Origin of the sequence: Streptomyces lydicus, assembly GCF_001729485.1 — a bacterium.
GTDB classification, from domain to species: domain Bacteria; phylum Actinomycetota; class Actinomycetes; order Streptomycetales; family Streptomycetaceae; genus Streptomyces; species Streptomyces lydicus_D.
This window is the reverse complement of record NZ_CP017157.1, coordinates 6,357,991-6,382,598: the sequence shown is the minus strand read 5'-3', so window position 1 is coordinate 6,382,598 and position 24,608 is coordinate 6,357,991. Positions and strand designations below refer to the sequence as shown.

Annotated in this window: 19 protein-coding genes; 16 read left to right on the top strand and 3 right to left on the bottom strand. The window is 71.4% G+C overall.

Annotation, left to right across the window (positions count from 1 at the left end):
* The first annotated feature begins 158 nt into the window (after positions 1 to 158).
* The 9 genes from rimP (at position 159) to SL103_RS27540 (ending at position 12,377) form a co-directional block, all read left to right on the top strand.
* Positions 159 to 701 carry a ribosome maturation factor RimP gene (gene rimP, locus SL103_RS27575; RefSeq protein ID WP_069571624.1) on the top strand — a complete coding sequence of 181 codons (543 nt, stop codon included), beginning with the start codon at positions 159 to 161 and terminating at the stop codon, positions 699 to 701.
* A gap of 2 nt (positions 702 to 703) precedes the next feature.
* Positions 704 to 1,693, top strand: a complete 990-nt coding sequence (gene nusA / locus SL103_RS27570) for a transcription termination factor NusA (protein ID WP_069571623.1) — start codon at positions 704 to 706, stop codon at positions 1,691 to 1,693.
* Positions 1,694 to 1,829: 136 nt separating this feature from the next.
* Positions 1,830 to 2,108: a YlxR family protein gene (locus SL103_RS36530; RefSeq protein WP_077193586.1), complete on the top strand. Its 279-nt coding sequence runs from the start codon at positions 1,830 to 1,832 to the stop codon at positions 2,106 to 2,108.
* A 176-nt stretch (positions 2,109 to 2,284) separates the two neighbouring features.
* Positions 2,285 to 5,398, top strand: a complete 3,114-nt coding sequence (gene infB, locus SL103_RS36525) for a translation initiation factor IF-2 (protein WP_079146014.1) — start codon at positions 2,285 to 2,287, stop codon at positions 5,396 to 5,398.
* Positions 5,399 to 5,557: 159 nt separating this feature from the next.
* The gene (locus SL103_RS27560; RefSeq protein WP_069571621.1) at positions 5,558 to 5,851 is read left to right on the top strand and encodes a DUF503 domain-containing protein; all 294 of its coding nucleotides are present in this window, start codon (positions 5,558 to 5,560) and stop codon (positions 5,849 to 5,851) included.
* A gap of 66 nt (positions 5,852 to 5,917) precedes the next feature.
* A complete protein-coding gene (gene rbfA / locus SL103_RS27555; protein WP_069571620.1) occupies positions 5,918 to 6,373 on the top strand; it encodes a 30S ribosome-binding factor RbfA in 456 nt (151 codons plus the stop codon).
* On the top strand, positions 6,370 to 7,299 hold the full coding sequence (gene truB / locus SL103_RS27550) for a tRNA pseudouridine(55) synthase TruB (RefSeq protein WP_069571619.1): 930 nt from the start codon (positions 6,370 to 6,372) through the stop codon (positions 7,297 to 7,299). Before rbfA ends, truB begins: the two co-directional genes overlap by 4 nt.
* A gap of 242 nt (positions 7,300 to 7,541) precedes the next feature.
* Complete coding sequence (locus SL103_RS27545) at positions 7,542 to 11,270, top strand: serine protease (RefSeq protein ID WP_069571618.1); 3,729 nt, start codon at positions 7,542 to 7,544, stop codon at positions 11,268 to 11,270.
* Positions 11,271 to 11,432: 162 nt separating this feature from the next.
* Positions 11,433 to 12,377, top strand: a complete 945-nt coding sequence (locus SL103_RS27540; protein ID WP_069571617.1) for a bifunctional riboflavin kinase/FAD synthetase — start codon at positions 11,433 to 11,435, stop codon at positions 12,375 to 12,377.
* A 561-nt stretch (positions 12,378 to 12,938) separates the two neighbouring features.
* On the opposite strand, the gene SL103_RS27535 is transcribed toward SL103_RS27540, so the two are convergent.
* From SL103_RS27535 to eccE, 3 genes are all read right to left on the bottom strand, one after another.
* Complete coding sequence (locus tag SL103_RS27535) at positions 12,939 to 15,653, bottom strand: SCO5717 family growth-regulating ATPase (RefSeq protein ID WP_069571616.1); 2,715 nt, start codon at positions 15,651 to 15,653, stop codon at positions 12,939 to 12,941.
* Positions 15,654 to 15,986: 333 nt separating this feature from the next.
* A complete protein-coding gene (locus SL103_RS27530) occupies positions 15,987 to 16,838 on the bottom strand; it encodes a hypothetical protein (protein ID WP_069571615.1) in 852 nt (283 codons plus the stop codon).
* Positions 16,838 to 18,064, bottom strand: a complete 1,227-nt coding sequence (gene eccE, locus SL103_RS27525) for a type VII secretion protein EccE (RefSeq protein ID WP_069571614.1) — start codon at positions 18,062 to 18,064, stop codon at positions 16,838 to 16,840. The genes SL103_RS27530 and eccE overlap by 1 nt, the downstream gene beginning before the upstream one ends.
* Between eccE and SL103_RS38080 the strand changes: the two genes are divergently transcribed.
* The 7 genes from SL103_RS38080 (at position 18,058) to SL103_RS38420 (ending at position 24,528) form a co-directional block, all read left to right on the top strand.
* On the top strand, positions 18,058 to 18,249 hold the full coding sequence (locus SL103_RS38080) for a hypothetical protein (protein ID WP_164492734.1): 192 nt from the start codon (positions 18,058 to 18,060) through the stop codon (positions 18,247 to 18,249). The two genes, eccE and SL103_RS38080, sit on opposite strands and share 7 nt — an antisense overlap.
* Positions 18,250 to 18,410: 161 nt before the next feature.
* Positions 18,411 to 20,048 carry a type VII secretion protein EccB gene (locus SL103_RS27520; RefSeq protein WP_069571613.1) on the top strand — a complete coding sequence of 546 codons (1,638 nt, stop codon included), beginning with the start codon at positions 18,411 to 18,413 and terminating at the stop codon, positions 20,046 to 20,048.
* Positions 20,049 to 20,413: 365 nt separating this feature from the next.
* Positions 20,414 to 20,737 (top strand): WXG100 family type VII secretion target, encoded by a 324-nt coding sequence (locus SL103_RS27515; protein WP_030414183.1) that lies wholly within the window; start codon positions 20,414 to 20,416, stop codon positions 20,735 to 20,737.
* Positions 20,738 to 20,853: 116 nt separating this feature from the next.
* Entirely contained in the window at positions 20,854 to 21,147 is a 294-nt protein-coding gene (locus SL103_RS27510; RefSeq protein WP_030414182.1) for a WXG100 family type VII secretion target, read from the top strand.
* 323 nt (positions 21,148 to 21,470) lie between these two features.
* On the top strand, positions 21,471 to 22,586 hold the full coding sequence (gene mycP / locus SL103_RS27505) for a type VII secretion-associated serine protease mycosin (RefSeq protein WP_244304061.1): 1,116 nt from the start codon (positions 21,471 to 21,473) through the stop codon (positions 22,584 to 22,586).
* 21 nt (positions 22,587 to 22,607) lie between these two features.
* Positions 22,608 to 22,955, top strand: a complete 348-nt coding sequence (locus SL103_RS27500) for a hypothetical protein (protein WP_069571611.1) — start codon at positions 22,608 to 22,610, stop codon at positions 22,953 to 22,955.
* A gap of 40 nt (positions 22,956 to 22,995) precedes the next feature.
* Positions 22,996 to 24,528 carry a hypothetical protein gene (locus SL103_RS38420; protein ID WP_069571610.1) on the top strand — a complete coding sequence of 511 codons (1,533 nt, stop codon included), beginning with the start codon at positions 22,996 to 22,998 and terminating at the stop codon, positions 24,526 to 24,528.
* The last annotated feature ends 80 nt before the right edge of the window (positions 24,529 to 24,608 follow it).

The following is a 24,608-nucleotide window of genomic DNA, read 5'->3' as shown; positions in this document are numbered from 1 at the left end:
TCGGCACGTTGCACTTCCCGGGGTCTTTCGTAGTGATCACCGCAGGCGAGAGTATCCGTGACCACCCACCGAATCGTCAGTACCCCGCCGGAACCGATAGGCTTTGACCCGACACGCGACCTACCCACAACAGCACACGCGGCCGAGGAGTCACCCGGATGAGCACCACCCAGAGCGAGAGGCTGCGCGGACTGCTTGAACCGCTCGTCGCCGCGCGAGACCTGGATCTGGAAGAGATCGAGGTGACACCGGCGGGAAAGCGGCGGGTGCTGAGGATCGTGGTCGATTCCGACGAGGGCGTCCAGCTGGACGAGTGCGCCGAGCTGAGCCGCGAGGCGTCGCAGGTCCTGGACGACACCGAGGTGATGGGCGGCGCGCCCTACACCCTCGAAGTGACCTCCCCGGGCGCCGACCGGCCGCTGACCGAGCTGCGGCACTACCGCCGCGCCGTCGGCCGCCTCATCAAGGCCCAACTGACCGACGCAGCAGGGTCCGGAGAGCTGGTCGCCCGGATCATCGCCGTCGACGAGGACGGACTGGACCTCGAGGTGCCGGGTGTGAAGGGCCGCAAGCCGACCGCCCGCCGGGTCTCCTTCGACGAGATCGCCAAGGCGCGTGTCGAGCTGGAGTTCAACCGCAAGTCCGACAAGCGCGACGCGCAGCACGACGAGAAGATCGACGAGAACAAGGAGGAGGCGTAGCCGTGGACATCGACATGAGTGCCCTGCGGGGGCTGGTGCGGGAGAAGGAGATCTCGTTCGACCTGCTGGTCGAGGCGATCGAGTCGGCCCTCCTCATCGCTTACCACCGCACCGAGGGCAGCCGCCGTCGGGCGCGGGTGGAGCTGGACCGCAGCACCGGTCATGTGACGGTGTGGGCCAAGGAGGACCCGGAGGACCTGGAGGAGGGCGCCGAGCCGCGCGAGTTCGACGACACCCCCTCGGGCTTCGGCCGGATCGCGGCGACCACCGCCAAGCAGGTCATCCTGCAGCGGCTGCGGGACGCCGAGGAGGAGATCACGTTCGGCGAGTACGCCGGACGGGAGGGCGATGTCGTCACCGGCGTCGTCCAGCAGGGCAAGGACCCCAAGAACGTCCTGGTCGACATCGGCCGCCTGGAAGCGATCCTGCCGGTGCAGGAGCAGGTTCCCGGCGAGGACTACGCCCACGGCACGCGGCTGCGGTCGTACGTCGTCCGGGTGGTCAAGGGCGTCCGCGGGCCGTCCGTGACGCTGTCGCGGACACATCCCAATCTGGTGAAGAAGCTGTTCGCCATGGAGGTGCCGGAGATCGCGGACGGGTCGGTGGAGATCGCGGCCATCGCCCGCGAGGCCGGGCACCGTACGAAGATCGCCGTGCGGTCCACCCGTTCGGGGCTCAACCCCAAGGGCGCGTGCATCGGCCCGATGGGCGGCCGGGTGCGCGCGGTGATGGCCGAGCTGCACGGCGAGAAGATCGACATCGTGGACTGGTCGGACGACCCGGCCGAGCTGGTCGCCAACGCGCTGTCGCCGGCCCGGGTCAGCAAGGTCGAGGTCGTGGACCTGGCGGCGCGGTCCGCCCGGGTCACCGTCCCCGATTACCAGCTGTCACTGGCCATCGGCAAGGAAGGGCAGAACGCCCGGCTCGCCGCCCGCCTCACGGGCTGGCGGATCGACATCCGCCCGGACACCGAGCACTCACCGCAGGACTAGATCACCCACAGTGATCGACGGGCGTCGCGCACTCCGGAAAATCGGTGGTGTCGCGGCGCCCGACCGGGAATTCTGAGCAGCGCTCCGGCCTTTACCCCATCGGGGTCGGGTCGGTGCGGGGAGGTAGACTTAAGCAGTGTCTGGCCGGACGCATGCCCGGGCATGCCCTGAGCGCACCTGTCTGGGATGCCGGGAGCGAGCGGCCAAGGGCGATTTGCTGCGCATCGTGGCGATCGAGGGTGAGTGTGCCCCCGATCCTCGCGGTACGCTGCCCGGCCGGGGTGCGTACGTGCACCCCACATTGGTCTGCCTCGACCTGGCGGTTCGCCGCCGGGCGTTCCCCCGGGCCTTTCGGGGCCGGGGACCGTTCGATTCGACGGAGTTGCGTCGGTTCCTCGAACGGGGCGCCGGTTGAAGCCGCCCATGCAATAACGCACAGCACGAACGCACAGCGCACGGAAAACCGTGCGGTCAGGTACCTCGCGAGTCGGAAGTAGGTCGAGATTGCGATGAGCACTCGATGAGTACGCGATGAGTACGCCCATGAAGTAGCGACGGTCCGGTGGACAACCCGGACCTAGAAGGAGCGAAGTGGCTAAGGTCCGGGTATACGAACTCGCCAAGGAGTTCGGCGTTGAGAGCAAGGTCGTCATGGCCAAGCTCCAAGAACTTGGTGAATTCGTCCGTTCGGCGTCCTCGACGATCGAGGCGCCGGTTGTTCGCAAGCTGACCGACGCTTTCCAGGCAGGAAGCGGCAACGGCCGCGCCGCCGGTAAGCCCGCAGCGCCGCGCAAGTCGACCCCTGCGAAGCCGTCGGCGCCCTCTCCGGCGCAGGCCGGGGGCACCGCCCCCGCCGCCAAGGCAGCCGGGGAACGTCCTGCTGCCCCGAAGCCGGGCGCCCCCAAGCCGGGCCCCGCGGCTCCGGCAGCCCCCGAGGCACCGAAGGCCCCCGAGGCCCCGGTGGCTCCCAAGAGCACTCCCGCCGCCGGCCCCACCCCGGGCCCGCGCCCCACCCCGGCGCGCCCCGCGGCACCCAAGCCTGCTCCGGCCGCCCCCGCGCAGCCCGAGTTCCAGGCTCCGCCGGCTGCCTCCGCGCCGTCGGCTCCCCGCCCCGGTGCCACCCCCGGCCCGCGCCCGGCCCGTCCGGCGTCCGGTTCCGGTCAGGGTGGTCAGGGCCGCGGTGGCGCCCCGCGTCCCGGTGGCGAGCGTCCGGCCCCCCGCCCCGGCGCGCGTCCCTCCGGTCCGCGTCCGGGCAACAACCCCTTCACCTCCGGTGGCTCCACGGGCATGGCCCGTCCGCAGGCCCCCCGTCCCGGTGGCGCCCCGCGTCCCGGCGGCCAGGGTGGCCCCGGCGGCCCGCGTCCACAGGGCGGCGGCCAGGGTGGCCCCCGTCCCCAGGGCCAGGGCGGCGCGCGTCCGACCCCCGGTGGCATGCCCCGTCCGCAGGGTGCGGCTCCCGGCGGTGCCGGCCCGCGTCCCGGCGGCGGTAACCGTCCGAACCCGGGCATGATGCCGCAGCGTCCCGCTGCCGGCCCGCGTCCGGGCCCCGGCGGTGGCGGTCGCGGTCCCGGCGGTGCCGGTCGTCCCGGTGGCGGCGGCGGTCGTCCGGGCGGTGGCGGCGGCTTCGCCGGTCGTCCCGGTGGCGGCGGCGGTCGTCCGGGTGGCGGCGGCGGCTTCGCCGGTCGTCCCGGTGGCGGCGGTCCCGGTGGTGGCGGCGGCTTCGGCGGCGGTCGTCCCGGCTTCGCCGGTCGTCCCGGCGGTCCCGGTGGCCGTGGTGGCACGCAGGGTGCGTTCGGCCGTCCCGGCGGTCCGGCGCGTCGTGGCCGCAAGTCGAAGCGGCAGCGCCGTCAGGAGTACGAGGCCATGCAGGCCCCGTCGGTCGGCGGCATCATGCTGCCGCGCGGCAACGGTGCGACGGTTCGCCTGTCGCGCGGTGCCTCGCTGACGGACTTCGCGGAGAAGATCAACGCCAACCCGGCGTCGCTGGTCCAGGTCATGCTGAACCTGGGCGAGATGGTCACCGCGACCCAGTCGGTCTCCGACGAGACGCTCCAGCTGCTCGCCGACGAGATGAACTACGTCGTCGAGATCGTCAGCCCGGAGGAGGAGGACCGCGAGCTGCTCGAGTCCTTCGACATCGAGTTCGGCGAGAACGAGGGCGGCGAGGAGATGCTCGTCTCCCGTCCGCCGGTGGTGACCGTCATGGGTCACGTCGACCACGGTAAGACCCGACTGCTCGACGCGATCCGCAAGACGAACGTCATCGCGGGCGAGGCCGGTGGCATCACCCAGCACATCGGTGCCTACCAGGTCGCGACCGAGGTCAACGAAGAAGAGCGTCGCATCACCTTCATCGACACCCCCGGTCACGAGGCGTTCACCGCCATGCGTGCCCGTGGTGCCAAGTCGACCGACATCGCGATCCTCGTGGTGGCGGCCAACGACGGTGTCATGCCGCAGACGATCGAGGCCCTGAACCACGCCAAGGCGGCCGACGTGCCGATCGTGGTCGCGGTCAACAAGATCGACGTCGAGGGCGCCGACCCGACCAAGGTGCGCGGTCAGCTGACCGAGTACGGCCTGGTGGCCGAGGAGTACGGCGGCGACACCATGTTCGTCGACATCTCCGCCAAGCAGGGCGAGAACATCGACTCCCTGCTGGAGGCCGTGGTCCTCACCGCGGACGCCTCGCTCGACCTTCGCGCCAACGCGGAGATGGACGCGCAGGGTATTGCGATCGAGGCCCACCTCGACCGCGGTCGCGGCGCCGTCGCCACCGTCCTCGTCCAGCGCGGTACGCTCCGCGTCGGCGACACGATGGTCGCCGGTGACGCCTACGGCCGAGTCCGCGCGATGCTCGACGACAAGGGCAACAACGTCGAGGAAGCGGGTCCGTCGACCCCCGTCCTGGTCCTGGGTCTGACCAACGTCCCGGGTGCCGGCGACAACTTCCTGGTGGTCGACGAGGACCGTACGGCCCGTCAGATCGCCGAGAAGCGCGCGGCCCGCGAGCGCAACGCGGCCTTCGCCAAGCGCACCCGCCGGGTGTCGCTGGAGGACCTCGACAAGGTGCTCAAGGCCGGCCTGGTGCAGGACCTCAACATCATCATCAAGGGCGACGCGTCCGGTTCGGTGGAGGCTCTCGAGTCCTCGCTGCTCCAGCTCGACGTCGGCGAAGAGGTCGAGATCCGCATCCTGCACCGCGGTGTGGGTGCGGTCACCGAGTCGGACATCAACCTGGCGACCGGCTCCGACGCGATCGTCATCGGCTTCAACGTGCGCGCCGAAGGCCGCGCCACGCAGATGGCCGAGCGCGAGGGTGTCGACGTCCGGTACTACTCGGTCATCTACCAGGCGATCGAGGAGATCGAGGCGGCCCTCAAGGGCATGCTGAAGCCGGAGTACGAGGAGGTCGAGCTCGGTACCGCGGAGATCCGCGAGATCTTCCGCTCGTCCAAGCTCGGCAACATCGCCGGTGTGCTCATCCGCTCCGGCGAGGTCAAGCGCAACACCAAGGCGCGCCTCATCCGCGACGGCAAGGTGGTCGCGGAGGACCTCAACATCCAGGGTCTGCGCCGCTTCAAGGACGACGTCACCGAGATCCGCGAAGGCTTCGAGGGCGGTATCAACCTCGGCAACTTCAACGACATCAAGGTCGACGACGTCATCGCGACGTACGAGATGCGCGAGAAGCCGCGCGGCTGATCACGCAGCGACGTACCGGGGCCGGTCGGCTGGGCCCCTCCTGCCGCCGCCAAGGCGGCGGCAGGAGGGAGAAACTCCGTCGATCGGCCCCGGCCGTTCCGTGTACGGTTCCCATGACACGGACACCTAAGGCCCCACGGGTGGCTTGACCCGTCTTGCATGTACGTAGGGACACTGTCCTTCGACCTGCTTCTCGGCGACGTACGGTCGCTCAAGGAGAAGCGTTCCGTCGTCCGCCCGATCGTCGCCGAGCTGCACCGCAAATTCGCGGTGAGCGTCGCGGAGGTCGGGGACCAGGATCTGTACCGCAGGGCCACCATCGGCCTGGCGGTGGTTTCGGGGGACGCCGGGCATCTCACCGATGTCATGGACCGCTGCGAGCGCATGGTCGCCGCACGGCCCGAAGTGGAGCTGCTGTCGGTGCGCCGACGGCTGCACGGCGACGACGACTGACCTGGTCACGGGGCACGGCGCCGCCGGTGGAAGCACAATTGTGGAAGACAAGAAGGAGACGGACCAGTGGCCGACAATGCGCGGGCGAAGAAGCTGGCGGACCTCATCCGGGAGGTGGTCGCCCAGAAGCTGCAGCGCGGAATCAAGGACCCACGGCTCGGTTCGCACGTGACCATCACGGACACCCGGGTCACCGGCGACCTGCGGGAGGCTACGGTCTTCTACACGGTCTACGGCGATGACGAGGACCGCGCCAGCGCGGCCGCCGGACTGGAGAGCGCCAAGGGCATCCTGCGCTCCGCGGTCGGCGCCGCGGCCGGCACGAAGTTCACGCCGACCCTGGCGTTCGTGGCGGACGCACTGCCGGAGAACGCCAAGACCATCGAGGACCTGCTCGACAAGGCGCGGGCCTCGGACGCCAAGGTGCGCGAGGTCTCCTCGGGCGCCCAGTACGCCGGCGAGGCCGATCCGTACCGCAAGCCGGGCGACGACGAGGACGACGAGGGCACCGCGGCAGAATGAAGCGTGAGAGCAACAAGCCGGGCGGCCTGATCATCGTCGACAAGCCGTCCGGCTTCACTTCGCACGACGTGGTGGCGAAGATGCGCGGCATGGCCCGCACCCGCCGGGTCGGCCACGCCGGCACCCTCGACCCGATGGCCACGGGCGTCCTCGTCCTCGGCCTGGAACGGGCCACGAAGCTGCTCGGCCACCTCGCACTGACCGAGAAGGAATACGTCGGCACGATCCGGCTCGGGCAGACCACGATCACCGACGACGCCGAGGGCGACATCACGGCGTCCAAGGCGGCGCACGGCATCGCCCGCGAGGACATCGACGCCGGCGTCGCGCAGCTGTCCGGCGCGATCATGCAGGTCCCGTCGAAGGTCAGCGCCATCAAGATCGACGGCAAGCGGTCCTACTCCCGGGTCCGCGACGGCGAGGACGTGGAGATCCCGGCCCGTCCGGTGACCATCTCCTCGTTCGTCGTGCACTCCGCGCACGAGGCCGAGGCGGAGGACGGCACCCCGGTGACCGACCTGCTCGTCTCCGTCGAGTGCTCGTCCGGTACGTACATCCGCGCCCTTGCCCGCGACCTGGGCGCCGGGCTCGGCGTGGGCGGCCACCTGACCGCGCTGCGCCGCACCCGCGTCGGCCCGTACAAGCTGGACCGGGCGCGCACGCTGGAGCAGCTGCAGGCCGCGGTGGACGACCCCGAGGGCGGCGGCCTGCCGATCATGCCCGTCGGGGAGGCGGCCGAGGCGGCCTTCACCCGCTGGAACGTCACCGAGGCACAGGCCCGGCTGCTGCTGAACGGCGCGCGGATCGCCATGCCGCGCTTCGAGGGCGACGGCCCGGTCGCCGCCTTCGGGCCGGACGGCCGTTTCCTGGCGCTGGTGGAGAATCAGGGCGGCAAGGCGAAGAGCCTGGCGGTCTTCGCCGTCTAGGCGGCAAGCCGGGGCAGGAAGGTGGTGGAACGCGGGCCGTCCGGACCGACACGGGAACCGGTCCGCGCTCCACCATTCCCCTCCGCCTGATCTCTCTCCGGCGCGCTCCGGGCATTCACTCATTCGGTGCGGCGCTCGGAGTGAATCAAGGAGTGGACGGGGGCGCTTTCCCGCAGCGGCCCACCGCGACGATCACCGCCTGCCTACCGTTCGGAGAACGGAACAGGCGGGGAGGATCGGCAATGGCGTTGCTGGATGCCGATGCGGACGTGGCACTGGTGCGCATCCGCGATCTGGCAGGTCGGACGCGCGGCACGGGGTTCCTCGCGGACCACGACGGCACGGTCGTCACCAGCCATGAGGCGGTGGACGGGGCGGAGCGCCTGGTGCTGCAACCGTTGGTGCAGTCCCCGGACGCGGGAGCCGGCGCCACCGCCTGGACGCGCCCCGTGGGGCCCGGTGCCATCACCCCGCTGCCCGAGACCGGGCTCGCCCTCGTACGGACCGACGCGCTGCGGCCGCACGGCCTGGTGCCGCTGCCCGTCGCCGCGGGCCGCCCCGCCGCCGGCACCGCCGCGCGGCTGTGGGCGGGCGGCTGGCTGGACGGCACGGTCGTCGGACCCGGCCGCGACGTGACGTACACGGCGACGGACCGGGTCCACCTCCTCGACGAGACGCTCGAACTGGGCCTGTGCGCGGGCGGCCGGGAAGCGCTGCGGCTGGGCGGGCCGGCGGTCGGCGGGCCGGTGCTGGACGCGCGTACCGGTGTGGTGCTCGGCGTGCTCGGCACCGCCCTGCACAGCGGGCGCCGGACCGGCGGCCACGCCATCGGGCTGCACGCGGTCGCCGAGGCCGCGCCCCGCGGCCCGCTCGCCGCGCTGCTGGAACGCAACGCGGCCACCGTCCCCGCCTACGGCAGCGAACTCAACCCGGCCGGCGCGCTGCGGCTGACCCTGCTCACGGCGGAGGCCGCCGGGCGGCTGCCACGCTGCCCCGTACCCGTCGAACGCCCCGAACTGGCCGCGGAGTTCACCCGCTTCGCGGAGGACGAGGGAACGGCGCCGGTGCTGGGTCTGGTGGGGGACCCCGGGACGGGGCGGAGCACGGAGCTGGCGCGGCTGACCGAAACCCGCGCGACGGGCCCGCACCCGGCGCCGACCGTCCGGCTGTGCGGCGCCGAGCTGCGCGCCGACGACGACGGGCTGCACACTGCGGTCGGGCGGGTGCTGCGCTCGGCGGGCCTGACCCTCGCCGGGGCCGGCCGCACCGCCGGCGACCCCACGGACCTCACCCCCGACGCGGTGGCCCGGCTCGCCGCCGCGGCCGGCCGGCCCCTGCTGGTGCTCCTCGACGCGCCCGAGGAGATGCCGCCGGAACTGGCCCGTCCGGAGCGGCTGGCCGCCTGGACCGCCGCGACGGGCGACTGGCTGCGGACGGCCGGCGTACGACTCGTCCTCGCCTGCCGCCCGGAGTACTGGGAACGGACCGGCGCGCTCTTCCCGCCCGGGCTGCTGCACCGGCCGCCCCGCCCGTTGCCCGGTCTGCCGCCCTGCCTCGGGATCGGGGACCTCGCCCCGGAGGCGGCGGAGCGCGCCCGCGGACGCTACGGGCTCCCGCCCCGCGCGGTCGCCCCCCAGGACGCCCGCCACCCGCTGGCGCTGCGGCTGCTCGCGGAGGTCCGGGAGGCGCTCGTCCAGGGCGACGCGGACGGCCACCGTCCCCACGGGCCGGCCGCCGCCCCCGACCGCCCCCAGATCCTCGACGCCTACCTGAGCCTGGTCTGCCTGCGCATCGCCCGGCGGATCGCCGACGGGCACCGGCCCGCGCCGCGCGGCACCGCCCTGCGCCGCCTGGCCGCCCAGGTGGCCGGCCAGGTGCACGAGGCGGCCCGCCGCTGTCTGGGGACCGGCCCGGGCACGCTGGACCGCACCTCCTTCGAGGAGGTCTTCCCGCCCGGCGCCGGCTGGGCCGCCGCGGTGCTCGCCGAGGGGCTGCTGGTGCCGGCCGGCCCCGGATACCGCTTCGCGCACGAGGAGTTGGCGGAGTGGCTGCAGGGCGCCCACGTCGACCTCGATCTGCTGCCCGTCCCCGGAGGCCACCGCATCGGGCCGGCCGTCCAGGGGCTGCTGCTGCTCGCCCGGCGCGAGGGGACGGTGCAACTGACCTTCCGGCTGGCCGAGTTGGTGCCGATGGCCACCGCCGCCGGGCCCCCGGCCGCGCAGGCCGAGGACGGCCGCCGGTGGGCCGCCCAGCTGCTGGCCGGTGTGCTGTCGCGGGTCCCCGACGCCGCGCCGTACACCGGCGTGCTGCGGCTGCTCGCCGACCGGATCACCGAACGGTCGCTGCGGGCGGGCGGCTTCGCGCACACCGGGCTGGAGATGTTCGGGCCGTGGTTCTGGGAGCGGCTGGCGCTGGCCGACGAGGACCGGATGGACCTGCTGCGCCGCCTGCTGCCGGCCGACGGCCCGCCCGCCGCGGCGCGGCAGCCGGACCGCGCCGCACCGCCCCCCGGAGACCGCGCCTTCGCCGAGCCGCCCCGGGTCCGCGTCCACCCGGCCCCCGGGGAGCGCACCCACGCCGAGCACCCGCACGACGAGCCCACCGAGGAGGGCCCCGCCCACGGAGCACCCCCGGCCCACCGTGGCGGCACCCCGCCGCCCCCGGAACGCTTCCTGGACGCCGCGGCCGGACTGCTGCGCGCGGATCCCGAGCGGATCCAGCCGCTGCTGTGCGCCTGGTTCGACGACATCCGCCCGCTGCAGCGCCCCACCGCCCCGACCGCGGAACCGGACGGGGCCGCACCCGCCGTTCCCCGCGAGCTCACCGTCGCGTCCGCCGCGCAGGCGCTGTTGCACACCCACCGCCGGCGGGCCCCCGACGCCCTGTTGGAGGCGCTGGTGGCCGCCGCCCACCCCAAGGGCGACGAACTGCTGGCGGCCCTCGCCGAGGACGAGCCGTCGGCGCTCTGCCGAGCCGTCGACCGCTGGGCACACGACGAACACCCCCGCCGCCGCCTCGCCGCCGTCTCCTACGGCCTGCGGGTGGCCCCGCACGCCACCGGAGCGACCGACCGCGCACGGCTGCGCCAGGCGGCCCTGCGCCTGCTCTCCCGGCCCGAGGACGAGGCCCACCACGGCTCCGCGCTCGCCCTGCTGATCGGCGACCCGGCCGCCCGTCCGGGGTTCCTGGACCGGGCGCTGGCACGCTTCGTCGCCGGAGATCCGCAGCTGCCGCCGACGGCTTTCGCGGGGGCCCTCACCGACGACCCGGGCCGGGTGCTGGCCGCCTTCCGCGCCCGCCTGATCGGCGACGAGGGACCACCCGTGGCGGGCCCGCTGCTGCGGATGCTCGCCCGCCTGGACGCGCCGGAGATCGCCGCCCGCACCGCCGGGCTCGTCCGCGCCTACGCCGGCCACTGCCCGGACCGCGCCGCGCACCCCGTGGCCGCATTCGTCGGCCACCGCCTGGAGCGCGGGCCGGCCGCCCGTGCCGCGCTCCGCCCGCTCGCGCTGGAGCTGCTGACGGGATACCCCGCGCCGGTGCGGTGCGCCCTCGCCGCGGTACTCGTCGAGCCGGGCTCCGGCGACTCGGCCCCGCTGCGCCGCGAACTGCTGGAGGTGCTGCTCGCACGGGAGGCGTGGTACGCGGAGAAGGCGCCGCACGGCACGTACGCGGAGCCGGGCGCGGGCCGGGACACCCGCGTCCTGGAGGCGCTGCTGCGGGCCGCCGCCGAGGGCGCCGGGGAGCGGCCCGAGGAGCGCACCCGGGAGCTGGTGCACCGCGCCGGGACGCTGCTGGCCCGTACCCCTGAGGGCGCGGCCTGCTTCGACCGGCAGCTGGCGGAGCTGGGACGCGGGGTGCCCGGCTTCGCCCGGCGGGTACAGGGGTGGGTCACGGCCGAGCCGGGGGAGTGGGAGACGGTGGTGGGGCCCGGCGCCCGGGCCACGCTCGCCGGGTGCCCGGGAGGCTGAGCGGGGCCGGGCACCGGCCCCGGCAACGGCCGGTGGCGCTCCACCGGAGGCCCCCGGGGCCCCCTTCGCACAAAGCACCACCCGGGGCATGGCAGTCTTAGACCTGCGCCATGCCGACGTGGCGCAGTGGACTGACGAGAGTTCGGGCGAGGAGCGGGCACAGTGCAGCGCTGGCGTGGCTTGGAGGACATCCCCGAGGGCTGGGGACGCAGCGTCGTCACCATCGGCTCGTACGACGGAGTGCACCGCGGCCACCAATTGATCATCGGGAAGGCCGTCGAGCGCGCCCGGGAGCTGGGTCTCCCGGTGGTGGTCGTCACCTTCGACCCGCACCCGAGCGAGGTCGTACGCCCCGGCACCCACCCGCCGCTGCTGGCGCCGCACCACCGGCGTGCGGAGCTGATGGCCGAGCTGGGCGTGGACGCGGTTCTGGTCCTGCCGTTCACCAAGGAGTTCTCGAAGCTGTCGCCGGCCGACTTCGTGGTCAAGGCGCTGGTCGACAAGCTGCACGCGCAGGTCGTCGTCGAGGGCCCCAACTTCCGCTTCGGGCACAAGGCGACCGGCAACGTCGACACCCTCGCCGAGCTGGGCAAGACCTACGACTACACCGTGGAGGTCATCGACCTCTACGAGCGCGGCGAGGCGGGCGGCGGCGAGCCGTTCTCCTCCACGCTCGCCCGCCGGCTGATCGCCGAGGGCGACGTGGCCGGTGCCAAGGAGGTCCTGGGACGACCGCACCGCGTCGAGGGCGTCGTCGTACGCGGTGCCCAGCGCGGCCGTGAACTGGGCTTCCCGACGGCCAACGTGGAGACCCTGCCGCACACCGCGATCCCGGCCGACGGGGTCTACGCGGGCCTGCTGCACGTCGAGGGCGAGGCGATGCCGGCGGCCGTCTCGGTCGGCACCAACCCGCAGTTCGACGGCAAGGTGCGCACGGTCGAGGCGTACGCGATCGACCGCGTCGGGCTGGACCTGTACGGACTGCACGTCGGGGTGGACTTCCTCGCGTACATCCGCGGCCAGGAGAAGTTCGACACCCTCGACGCCCTGCTGGAGCGGATGGCGGTCGACGTGAAACTGGCCCGGGGGCTGATCGCGGCGGGCTGAGGCGCTGACCGGGGGGCGCCTCCGGGTGGCTTTCTCCTGCTGCCGGCCCGGTGATGGGTTTCCGCGGCGGTCAGTTGTTGCCGGTCGGGCTGCTTCCCAACCGGCTGCGTTTTGTTGAGCTTTGCTGGCGGTCACCGATGTTGGTTATTCCCGGCCGCTCACCTCTGTCGGTTTCCCCTCTGCCGGGTTTTCCCGCTGCTCACCTCTGTCGGTTTTTCTCCGCCGCTTACCCCTGTTGGTTTTTCCCCGCCGCCCACCCCCCTTCGGGGGGTGGGCGGGTGTAGTGGTGCGGTTTCCGAGTCGGAGTGCTGCGTTTCGTTTCGCACCGGAGGGCTGGGGATTCGCGGGCTGCGGTGCTGTGGGTGCGTGGTTGCGGATGCGCTCGCCGTACTACCTCCGGGTCCGCAACTCTGCTGATTTCAGGGGTGGTTCGTCCGGGGGCGGTTCACTCGTCCGTGGTGCGCGGCGCTTCGGCGGCAGCAAGAGGCGGGGCCCGGCACTGAATCAGTGCCGGGCCCCGCCTCTGTTACGCCGTGCGACGCGTGGTGCGCGCCGCGCGCCTCACTGCGGAGGCGGTTGCTGCTGCCAGCCCGGTGCGAGACCCGGCTGCTCCGGCTGCGGTGCGTCCGGAGCGGGCTGTTGCTGCTGCTGCCAGTGGGCCGGCGGCTGGGCGGGCTGCTGGGTCCAGCCCCCCTGCTGCGGCGGGTAACCGGCCGGCGGCTGGCCCTGCTGCGGCTGCTGCCCCTGCTGCGGGTGGCCGCCCTGCTGGGGGTGACCCTGCTGGGGCTGCCCCTGCTGCGGCTGGCCCTGCTGGGCGTACTGCTGCTGTGCGTACGGGTCGCCGCCCATCTGCTGCTGCGGATACATCCCCTGCGCCTGCTGGGCGCGCGAGAAGTCCTCGGCTACCAGGGCGGAGAGGTTGAAGTACGCCTCGCGGGTCTTGGGCCGCATCATGTCGAGGTCGACCTCGGCGCCGGCGGCGAGATGCTCGTCGAACGGCACCACGACGACACCGCGGCAGCGGGTCTCGAAGTGCGACACGATGTCCTCGATCTTGATCATCTTGCCGGTCTCGCGGACACCCGAGATGACCGTGATGCCACGCTGCACCAGGTCGGCGTAGCCGTGCGCGGACAGCCAGTCCAGGGTGGTGCTGGCGCTGCTCGCACCGTCCACGGACGGCGTGGAGATGATGATCAACTGGTCTGCGAGGTCGAGCACTCCGCGCATCGCGCTGTAGAGCAGACCGGTGCCCGAGTCGGTGAGGATGATCGGGTACTGCCTGCCGAGGATGTCGATCGCCCGCCGGTAGTCGTCGTCGTTGAAGGTCGTCGAGACGGCCGGGTCGACGTCGTTGGCGAGGATCTCCAGACCCGAGGGGGCCTGCGAGGTGAACCGCCGGATGTCCATGTAGCTGTGCAGGTGCGGGATGGCCTGCACCAGGTCACGGATGGTCGCACCGGTCTCGCGGCGCACCCGTCGGCCGAGCGTGCCGGCGTCCGGGTTGGCGTCGATCGCCAGGATCTTGTCCTGCCGCTCGGACGCGAGCGTGGCGCCCAGCGCGGTGGTCGTCGTGGTCTTGCCGACACCGCCCTTGAGGCTGATCACCGCGATCCGGTAGCAGGACATCACCGGCGTACGGATCAGCTCCAGCTTGCGCTGCCGCTCGGCCTCCTCCTTCTTCGCACCCAGCTTGAACTTGGAGGGCTGGGCATTGGCGCCCGGCTTCCGCTTCTTGGGCTGGTTGCGCAGCAGTCGGTCGGAGGTCAGCTCGACGGCGGCGCTGTAGCCGAGCGGAGCTCCCGGCGCGGCGCGCTGCGGCTGCTGGCCGGGCTGCGAGTACGAGGCGTAGTTCGCCGCCGCGTTGGGGTCGGCGGGCTGCTGCCCCGGGAGCGGCTGGTACTGCTGGGCCTGCTGTGCTTGCTGCGCCTGCGCGGCCTGCTGGGCCTGTGCTGCTGCCGCCTGTTGGGCCGCCTGCTGGTCGTACCCGGACTGCGCCTGCTGGCCCTGCTGCGGGTAGCCCTGAGCCGCGGTCTGCGGGTAGCCGTACGCGGGCTGCTGGGCGGCCGCGTTGGGGTTCTGCGGCGCCTGCTGCGGCTGCTGCTGGGCCTGCTGGGGGTAGCCGTACCCGGACTGCGGATAGCCGTACGCCGGCAGCTGCTGCGCGGGCGCACCCTGCTGCTGTTGCGGATAGCCGGCCTGCTGCGGGTGCTGGGCCTGCGGGTAACCGGCCTGCGGCTGCACCTGCTGGGGATGCTGCTGCTGGGGGTGACCCTGCTGCTGGCCCGGCTGCGGCTGCTGAGCGGCCTGGTACTGCTGGGCCTGAGCCGCCTGCTGGGCCTGCGCGGCCTGCTGCGCCTGCGCCATCCGCGGGTCGGCGGGCTGGAACTCCGGCGGCAGCGGCGGCAGTCCGCCCTGGCCCGGCACGCCTTGCGGCTGGCCGTCCGCCGCTGCGCCCCAGGGAGCGCCCTGCTGCGGGTAACCCTGCTGCGGGACGGCCTGCTGGGGAGCCGCCTGCTGAGGAAGCGGCTGCTGCTGCGGGACGGCCTGCTGCGGCAGCGGCTGGCCCTGAGCGGCCTGAACGGGCTGCGCGCCCTGCTGAGCGGCCTCGGGGGCCGGCTGGACGGGCGCAGCGGCCTCGGGGGCCGGAGCGGCGCCCTCGGCGGGTGCGTCGGACGCGACGGCCTCCGGCTGCGGTGCCGACTGCGGTGCCGAAGCCTCCGTGGTCGCCGGTGCGGCCTCCGGCTCCGTGGCCGTTGCCGGCTCCGCGTCGTCCTCGTCGTCGTCCCAGAGGGAGGCCGACGGGTCGACACCCGTACCGGAGCGCTGATTGCCGGAACCGGCAGTGCTGTTGGCGGCCGGAGCGGTCGCCTCCGCGGCGGCCTCCGGCGCGGCCGGGGCAGCGGTCGGTGCGGCACCGCCGGTGTCCTGGGGACGCAGCGTCGGGAACCCGGGCGGTGCGGCCTCGACCGGAGGCGGCGCCGTCGGCGTGCCCGACTGCGGAACTCCGGGCACCTGCGCGCCCTGAGAGGGGCCCGCCACCGGCTGACCTGTGGGCGGCCCCGGGGGCTGCACCGCGGCCGGCGGAGTGGTGGGCGAAGTCGCAGGAGGAGCCGCGGAAGTGGCCGCGGCACCCGCGCCGCCGCCACTGGTGTCGTTGCTCGCGTACCAGGCCGGCGCGGCAAAATCGATCTTGAACTCGCCGGTCAGGTCGAACTCGGACTGGTCGTCGTCAGGATCGTTTCCGTCCGGACGGAAAGCCTCCTGCTCGTTCACTGTGCCTCCTGGTGTACTGCAACGCACCTGAACGGCAGGACCGGATACAGGCGGATCGTTCGGGTGTAGCGGAAGTCGGAACACACCACCCGGGGTTGCGCCAACACTAACTGTCTCCATCCCCGTGTCGGCTGCCCTCGTGCCGTGCTCCTGCGGCTCTCCCACACAGCCTAATCAAGAGTCGGCCCATAACGGCAGTCGATGTCATGTCGTCTTCAAGCCCCTTCGGCACACCTACGGGCGCACCCGAGGATGCGCCCGTAGGGGGTGTGCCGGCGGCCGGTTGCGCGGGAGAGCGGTCACCCTCCGCGGCCAACCTGCCGCAGTGCCAGGTCAGTCCATACGGCGCGGCCCGCCGAGCAGGTTGGTCTCCGCCTCCGTGGGCTGGGTCATGACGAACTGGTGGCCGCCGTCACGACGGCACCACAGCATGGCGTTGTCGCTGAGCGTCGGCAGCACCGCGCCGACCTGCTCGGGCAGCCGCATGATTCGCGTCACAACCTCCGCCTCCTCGGGCGAAAGCCGCTGCAGTCCGACGAGGTCGGCCCGGCTGAGCATCTGCGGCGACCGCGGCCCGAGGAACGGCAGCACGGTCAGCACCGACTGCCAGGGGCTCGGGGCGAGCTGATTGCGCGGCGGCCGCGCGCCCATGTCCCGTACGACCAGCACCGGGCTGGAAACCGACGGCCCCTGGGGCGCGATCTGACGCACGTCGTGCACCGACACGCACTGCTGCCCGCCGCCCGCGTTCTGCGCCATCTGGGCCCAGGCCGGCGGGCGCGCGGTCTCGACCGCGACCCGGGCACCGGTGGCGACCGTACGCAGCGCCAGCACCTGTGCCATCCACATGCTGCCGACCAGCACGATCTCCAGCGGAGCGGGCCGCAGCACGCTCAGCACGGCGGGGTGGTTCTGCGGGTCGATCCCGATGATGACGCCGTCGTCGCCGACCGGCAGGGTCAGCGTGGCGAGCGACTCGGCGGTCAGCACGTGCGGGCTGCGCCGCGGACCGCGCAGGCCGAAACCGGGCCTGGGCCTGGGGCCGGTCGGGCCCGACTGCTCCTGCTCCGGGCGCGGCTGGTGCGAGAGCCGGCGCCCGCCGCCACCGCCGGGGGTGGCCAGCGGGGGGTTGCGCCAGCCGTTGCCGCTGGTGTTGACGCGGGGCTGATAGGAGGGCGAGGCCATCAGCGGGTACCTCCGAGGGGGAGCGTGGCCAGCAGGCCGGGCAGCTGTTCGCGGTCGAGCCGTACGAGGCCGACCTTCACCGAACCGGAACGACGCTCCAACTCGCTCTGGGCGGCGGAGAGTTCGTTCTCGCTGCGGGTGGAGAGGCGGACGTAGCCCGAGATGGCCGGGGCGCGGCCGCCGCCGTGCGTGGCGGTCAGCGCGAAGGTGCTGGCCATCGCCCTGGTGCTGGTCAGCAGCTGGGTCACGGCCGCCAACGGCGCACCACCCTCACCCAGTTGCGGCCACCGGCCGATCCAGTAGGTGGAGTGCCAGCGGTCGTCGCAGCGCATCGCCCGGATCGTCTCCTGGGTGCGCCGGGCCGCCCGGCCGTCGCGTCCCATCGCGCCGTTGGCGGCCCGCGGGCTGACGCAGACCGCGGTGCCGATGGCGGCCACGACCTCGCGCTCGGCGAGCACCCTGGCCCGTACACCGTGTGCGGTCAGCCGGCTGACGAGCTGGTCGGCGGCGCGCAGCAGGGAGCGCTGGGCGCCGTCCATGCCGCCGCCGCGAGCCTCGATGGCCTCCGAGCACAGCTCCGGGTCGAGCTTGAGCGCGATCCAGGTCAGCTGGACGGCCGGGGTCTGCTCCTGGGCCTGCAGCGGCGCGTACGAGCGGGCCGCGACGGCCTGTTCGGGCAGGTGCGGCGCCGGCGCGGGCTGGGTGTACTGCACGAACTGGACCGACTCGAGGTGGATGTCCTCGATGTCGAGGGCGGTGTGCAGCACGTCGAGGGGCAGCATGTGGCTGCCGCGCTGCGGGCGCAGCGGTTCGTCGCGGGCATCCACCTGAACAATGGCGGTCAGGAACGTCCCGTCGCCAACAAACCCAATGGCGCGCTGATCTGATTCGGTCGTGTATTCGTAAGTCCGCAGTGCCGGCTCGCACTCCACGACGGGCGCGAAGGCCGGGTCGACGCCCTGCGTGGCGGCCAGCGCGGCAGAGCTGTCCTTGCCGCGGCGCTTCATCGCGCGCACGGTCGTGATCCATTCCGGAAGCGGAATCCGGCGCCGGCGGCCGAGCGCGAAGACGACCAGTACGGCCGCCACGACGATTGCCGCGGTCAACGCGGCGGGGTGGATGGACCAGCCCACCAGCACCAGCGCGGCGGCGAGTTCGATGATGGCCAGCTGCTGGACGCGCACCCCGCCGATCGTTCCCGCCTGTTGGCGCAGCCGCGGTGCCACCGGACCGGCCGGACGACCCGAAGAACTCCGGCCGCCATTTCCTCTATTGCCCGCAGCTGTACCGTTTTGGTCAGCGTTTCCCGCATATTGCGGTGCAGCAGAAGGCTGTTGCTGCTGTTGCCGCCCATTGCGGCGTCGAGCCCTGGTGGCGCTGGACATCCCCCGGCCTGCTCCTCTACTGGTGATGTGGGCCTCTAGGCGTATCGGCCGCCGCTGAGACTGGTGCGTTGGAAGGTGGCACCCGTACCGTACGGGTCGATCGACACACGGCATAGTAGAGGGCGCTACGGCGTGAGTGCCGGGGGCGGTTCGCTGTGGATCCAACAGGCGGGGAGAGAAAGCAACAATGGCATCACGTCGGGACGAGCTGAATGCGTATTCGTTCGCTCGAAAGCGTACGAATGCGGCATTTCTGAAGCCGCTGCCGAACGGTTCGATCGAGAGCGCGCCCAAGCCGCTCAAGGCGGTGGTGCCGAGCATCGTCGTGGGCGTGCTGATCCTCGTCGGATTCGGCGCCTGCGGCATTATCAAGCCCGTTGCGCCGCAGGGGTGGGACACGGTCGGGGCGAATGTTCTCGTCGGCGATGAATCCACCACGCGTTATGTCGTTCTGCCCAACACCGACTCGGACGGGCACAAGCAAAAGCTGCTGCACCCGGTCCTGAATCTCGCCTCGGCCCGACTTCTCCTCGACCCCGACAAGTTCAACGTCCTCAAGGTCAAGGAATCCGAACTGGACGGCAAGCTTCCGCACGGGCCTGCCGTCGGCATTCCGTACGCGCCCGACCGGCTGCCCAACGCGAAGACCGCGGACAAGCCGAAGGTCTGGGCGGTCTGCAACCGACCCGGCAGCGGCGAGAACAGCAAGCCCCAGCAGTCCGTGTTCGTCCTCGACGGCAAGGACAAGCAGCTCGTCAACGACACCACCAAGGGCAAGCTCGACTTCCACCACGCGCTCTACGTCGAGGACGAGCAGGGCAAGCGCTGGCTGGTCGACCACAACGGCATGGCCTTCGCCTTCGACTCCTCGTTCGGCGGCTGGAAGTCGCCGCAGGGCAAGCAGGCCGGGGACGACACGCTGCGGCGCATCATCTTCGGCTCGGCCGAGCCCCAGAAGGTGACCGACCAGTTCATGAACACCCTCATCAAGAGCCCCATCCCGCTCACCATGCCGGTGGTGCCCGGCGTCGGCTCCACGACCACGAGCACCGAGGTCCCGGACGCGGCCAAGAAGGTCGGCTCGCTGCTCCAGGACAGCGACGGCCAGAAGTACGTCGTGATGAAGGACGGCGTCGAGCTGGTCTCCAACTTCGTCGCCAACCTGCTCGCCCAGGGGCCGCCGAACGCGGGGGTGCTGCAGTCCGACGGCAAGGAGCTGAAGCCCGAGCCGATCGCCACGGGCCGGCTCCACCCCAAGCCTGACGAGGCCAACCACCCGATCTCGTTCTGGGGGAAGTTCCAGGGCATCGACCTGCCCTGGCCCACCGAGGACATCAGCGCCGCGAACGACTTCAAGAGCGGCTCCCAGACCGGCGGGCTCACCACCCCCACGAACAACGGCGTCTCCTGCAGCGTCTACAACGGCACCAGCACCAAGTACCCGGGCGCCGACAAGCTCGGCTTCCCCAACGGCGTGCCGGACATGGGCACCTGGGTCGGCAAGGACTACCCGGCCAAGATCGCCCCGGGGGCGACCGCGTACGTCACCCCCGGCAGCGGTCTGCTCTACCGGCAGGTGAGTACGGCTGCCGCGACCTCCGGCAGCCTCTTCCTGGTGACCGACACCGGCCTGCGCTACTCGATCCCCGAGAACAACGACGGCGCCGACAAGGCGGGCAAGGCGGACCAGGAGCAGGGGCAGTCGCAGCTGCGTCTCGGCTACAAGGGCGCGCACCCGCCCCTGGTCCTGAAGGCGTGGTCCGAACTGCTCTCCGCGGGGCCCTCGCTGGACGCCCAGAGCGCCAAGAAGCCGCAGGCTTCCTGAGCCGACGGGCCGCGCCGGCCGGCTTTGGGTGACGAGGCCGCGCCGATCGTCCCCGGGACGGTCGGCGCGGCCTCCCGCGTTATCACGTCCGTGATCTCACGAGTGATCGCGACGGGCTATTCCGGCCGCGGTCACTTTTCTAATTCTGACCGATAGCACCACATCTGCCCGAATTCCCTGAACACCGTTTCCCCAACGGGGAGTTGACAATGTTGTGATCCCGTCACAACAGCCCACCCCCTGTTGGGAACAGGCGTGTGGAGTGGTTAAAGTGGGCGAAGGCGTCAGCAGGAGATGCCGACCACGCAAGCCGGCTAGCCGGCACCGCGCGGGACAACGTACAAGTCTCATGGGGGACGTTGACTATGGCTGGTCAGCAGTACACAACCACCGAGGAGGAGATGGTCGCGTTCAGCGGCAAGATCGCCTCGGTCAACCAGTCGATCCAGGGTGAGATCTCCCGCCTGAACACGGTCGTCGACACCATCACCTCCGGGTGGAAGGGTGCTGCGGCCTCCTCGTACAACCAGCTGCAGTCGCAGGTGAACGAGGACGCCAACCGTCTCAACCAGCTTCTGGGTGAGATCAAGGAAGCGATCGACGAGACCACGAAGAACTACTCCGCCTCCGAAGAGGAGCAGGCGCAGTCGATCTCGCACATCTCCGCCTCGGCTTCCCCGTTCGGATGATGTGGCCGCGTCGCTGACCGCGACGCACGGCCATGCGCCGCACGAGAGCCGGCCCTCGGAGCCGGCCCGTTGCGGCTTGCGACTCGACCAGCAGCATCAACTCCTGAGGAGACACCATGTCAGGCCAGATCCTCGTTAATTTTGCGACGATCCAGCAGGCCAGCTCCGACGTGCGCGGTACGGCCAACAACATCCGCCAGCAGCTCGACGACCTCGAGGCGGGCGTGAAGAAGATCGCCGCCAGCTGGGAAGGCGCGGCGCAGGAGGGCTACCAGGCCCGCCAGCGCGAGTGGGACCAGCGCGCTGCCTCCCTGCACTCGACGCTGGAGGCCATCGCCAAGGCTCTGGACACCGCCGCTCAGAACTACCAGTCCACCGAGCACAAGAACGCCGGTATCTGGGGCGGCTGACCAGCCTCAGCACAGTACGGATGGCGATCGGCTGAGCAGCCCCCACGGCTCGCACAGTGGTCAATGAGGGCGAGCGCGCTGCATCAGTGCGCTCGCCCTTCTGCCGTCCGCACCCCGCAGACCTGAACCCCCTGGACTTCTCACCCTCTCACCCCTCGTTCCCCTCCCTTCCGCCACACATGGAGAGCAGACAACCCGTGGGATCTCGCGCCATTGGTCTTCGAACCGGGCACCGTCGCCGAGCGGCGGGCGCGCTGGTTACGACGGCGTGCATTGTCGGCCTGTCGGGCGTCGCGGCCGCACCGGCGGTCGCGGATGAGAACGTGCCGTTGCAGAGCGGCGAGTGCAAATTCGGCACCGACAACATCAAAGAGACCCCCTGGTCGCTGCAGCGCCTCCTGACCAGCCAGCTCTGGGCCAACAAGAAAATGGGCCAGGGCATCAAGGTCGCCGTCATCGACACCGGTATCGACGCGGGCAACAAGCAGCTCACGGACGCGATCGGCAACGGGGGCGCGTCTCTGGTGAAGGACGGAAAGGCCACCGACGACAAGGTCGGCCACGGCACCAAAGTGGCGGGCATCATCGCCGCGCGGCCGATAGCCGGTTCCGGCTTCTACGGACTCGCGCCCAAGGCCACGGTCATTCCGTTCCAGCAGACCTCGCAGGAAAAGGCCGGCGATTCCAAAACGCTGGCGACGGCCATCAACAAGGCCGTTTCCCTGGGCGTCGACATCATCAACATCTCCCAGGGCACGGCCGCCCCGCGTTCTCTTCTCGGCCCCCTTGAGACCGCGATCCAGAACGCCGCCCGGAAGGACGTCCTCATCGTGGCCTCCGCCGGAAACGGCGGCGCCGACGGCGGCGAGAAGAACATGTTCCCCGCCGCGTACTCCGAGGACTACCCCAACGTCCTCGCGGTGGCGGCCTCGGACCGCAACAACGAGCGGGCGCCCTTCTCGCAGTCCGGCAAGTTCGTGAACATCGCCGCCCCCGGCGTCGAGATGGTCTCCACGGTCCCCGACGGCGGCAACTGCGTCGACCAGGGCACCAGCTTCGCCGCCCCGTACGCGGCCGGCGCCGCGGCCCTCCTGAAGGCCAAGCACCCGAACTGGAAGCCGCAGCAGCTGATCTGGCACCTGGAGCAGACGGCGGAACGCGTGAAGCGGGGCCGGGACGACTTCATCGGCTGGGGCGTCGTCGACCCGGTGGCCGCCCTCAACGACGACACCACGCCCACCGGCCCGCCCAAGCCGGACCGGCCCTCGAGCGTGGCCGACGGCTCCAACATCCACCCGGTCGCCGTCAGTTTCGGTGAAAGCGCCGAGGACCGACGTGCCCGGATCTCCATCTACATTGTTGCCGGCGGCCTTCTCGCCGTCGGCACGGTGGTCGGCTGTTCCGTCGCACTCCGTGACTGGCGACGGAAGAACGCATAGCAAAACACGGGGAGACCAACCATGGCTAACGATTCCTACCGCGTCGATCTCGACAGACTCGACGAGGTCGTCAAGAAGCTCAACAACGTCCTCAAGGACATGCAGAGCACTTCCGGCAAGGCCAAGAGCGGGACGCACCTGCCGGAGGGGTCCTTGGGCAAGGGCTTCGAGGAAGAGGGCGAGCTCCGGCAGACGCACTCCGACATGAAGACCTTCATCGAGAATCAGGTTCTGGCCAAGCTTGAGCACCTGATCGATGATCTGCAGAAGAAGACTTCGAGGACTCATGGCGCCTATCAGGACCAGGAGCAGAGCACGAGCAATGCGATGAACAAGGGTCAGACCTCATCGCAGAACAAGTACTCCTGAACGACGGCCATGAGCTCGCAGAGGAAGAGGGGGCAGGGGCGTGGGTAGCTACGCGGACAATAAGTACGCACCACAGGACAAGTGCTATGCCATCGAGAACACCACGAAGTTCTACAAGATCGACTTCACCTCGCTGAAGGCCATGGTGGCCGATGCGAAGCCGGAGACGGTCGCCGGCGTCGCCCACGCCTGGGAACAGGTACACAACTCGATGGTGGTCGACAACGGCGGTGGCATCCGTGCGTACTTCGACAAGGCAATCGACGAGGTCTTGCAGCACTGGGAGGGCGACGCAGCGAAGGCATTTCGCGAGCGAGCCAAGAAGATCAGCCAGAACATCGCGAACGGTGCTCTGTACGCCAAGAACGTGAGCGAAGGCATGGGCCGCGCGCACGAGGCCCTGAGCGCTTACAAGCAGCACCTCGACGGCATGGAGATGCCTGACTGGGGCGACCGTGCCTGGGACTGGTTCACGGACCACATCGACCGCCAGGACAAGAACGCTGACGCTCAGCTTGCCAGCGGCAAGAGCGCGACTCAGGTTGTCGAGGACAACGAGGACGACCTGTCAGCGCAGAAGGAGACGCAGCTGAAGGCTGCGGCCACCATGGAGTACCTGGGGGCTGCTTACCGAACCAACGCGAAAGCGATCGGCAAGCCGACGTCTCCCAACGCCGACGACCCGAACGACATTCCCCCGCCGGACAACCCGGGTATTCCGCCGGTTCACTACCCTCTGCCGGCAAGCGTCACCAGGCCCAAGGGAATGTCGAAGGGCTCGCTGAAGCCCATGGGACAGGGGCCGGGCTTCTCGAACGATGGCCTCAAGACGCCTGGGATCAGCGGCGGCATCGGCAACACGATGCCGGGCAAGGGTGCTCCCTTCACACCCAGCGTAGGCACGGGGCTTGACAGCTTCACCCCGCCGCAGGGTGTTGGCGGCGGCGGTGGCACCGGCGGCGGTGTCGGCGTCCCTGGTGGCATCGGTGGAGGCGGCGGTACCGGTGGCCTGAGCGGTGGCGGTGGCGGCGGCATCGGTGGTGGCGTCGGCGTGCCGGGCGGCATCGGAACCGGTGGTATGTCCGGTGGCCGCGGCGGCGGGTCTGCCGGTGGCCGAGCCGGTGGGACCGTTGGCGGTCGTACGGGTGGTACTGCTGGTGCCGCCGGTGCTGGTGCAGCCGGTCGTGGTGCCGGCCGTCCCGGCATGCCCGGTATGGGCGGCGCCGGTGCGGCTGGTGCCAAGGGCGGTGCCAAGGGCGCGGGCGGTGCGGCGGGTCGCGGTGGTGGCCTCGCGCGCCAGAAGGGCGGCCTCATCGGTGGCGCTGGCGGAGGCAAGGGAGCCGGTGGCTCGCAGGGCGGATCGGGTCTGCACCGGAGTCGTGGTGGCGCTCAGTCGGGTGCCGCGGCGTCCGGGAGCAGCCGTCGTCCGGCGGGGATGCCCGGCGCGCACGGTGCGCACGGCGCCAAGGGCAAGGACAACAAGGGCCAGAACGGCGAGCGGCCGGACTACCTCGTCGAGGACGAGGAGACCTGGACTCCTGAGCGCAATGTGGCCCCGAAGGTGATTGAGTAGCTAGCCTGCGGGTGTGACAGCGGCGGAAACGAGTTGGGCCCGCAGCCTTCGGGCTGCGGGCCGCAACCTGTTGAGGAGAG

Excerpts from the sequence above, each read along its gene's own strand:
- rimP (WP_069571624.1), top strand. The coding sequence starts at position 159 with ATGAGCACCACCCAGAGCGAGAGGCTGCGCGGACTGCTTGAACCGCTC.
- SL103_RS27560 (WP_069571621.1), top strand. The coding sequence starts at position 5,558 with ATGTACGTAGGGACACTGTCCTTCGACCTGCTTCTCGGCGACGTACGG.
- truB (WP_069571619.1), top strand. The coding sequence starts at position 6,370 with ATGAAGCGTGAGAGCAACAAGCCGGGCGGCCTGATCATCGTCGACAAG.
- SL103_RS27545 (WP_069571618.1), top strand. The coding sequence starts at position 7,542 with ATGGCGTTGCTGGATGCCGATGCGGACGTGGCACTGGTGCGCATCCGC.
- SL103_RS27530 (WP_069571615.1), bottom strand. The coding sequence starts at position 16,838 with ATGGCCTCGCCCTCCTATCAGCCCCGCGTCAACACCAGCGGCAACGGC.
- SL103_RS27520 (WP_069571613.1), top strand. The coding sequence starts at position 18,411 with ATGGCATCACGTCGGGACGAGCTGAATGCGTATTCGTTCGCTCGAAAG.
- SL103_RS27515 (WP_030414183.1), top strand. The coding sequence starts at position 20,414 with ATGGCTGGTCAGCAGTACACAACCACCGAGGAGGAGATGGTCGCGTTC.
- SL103_RS27510 (WP_030414182.1), top strand. The coding sequence starts at position 20,854 with ATGTCAGGCCAGATCCTCGTTAATTTTGCGACGATCCAGCAGGCCAGC.
- SL103_RS27500 (WP_069571611.1), top strand. The coding sequence starts at position 22,608 with ATGGCTAACGATTCCTACCGCGTCGATCTCGACAGACTCGACGAGGTC.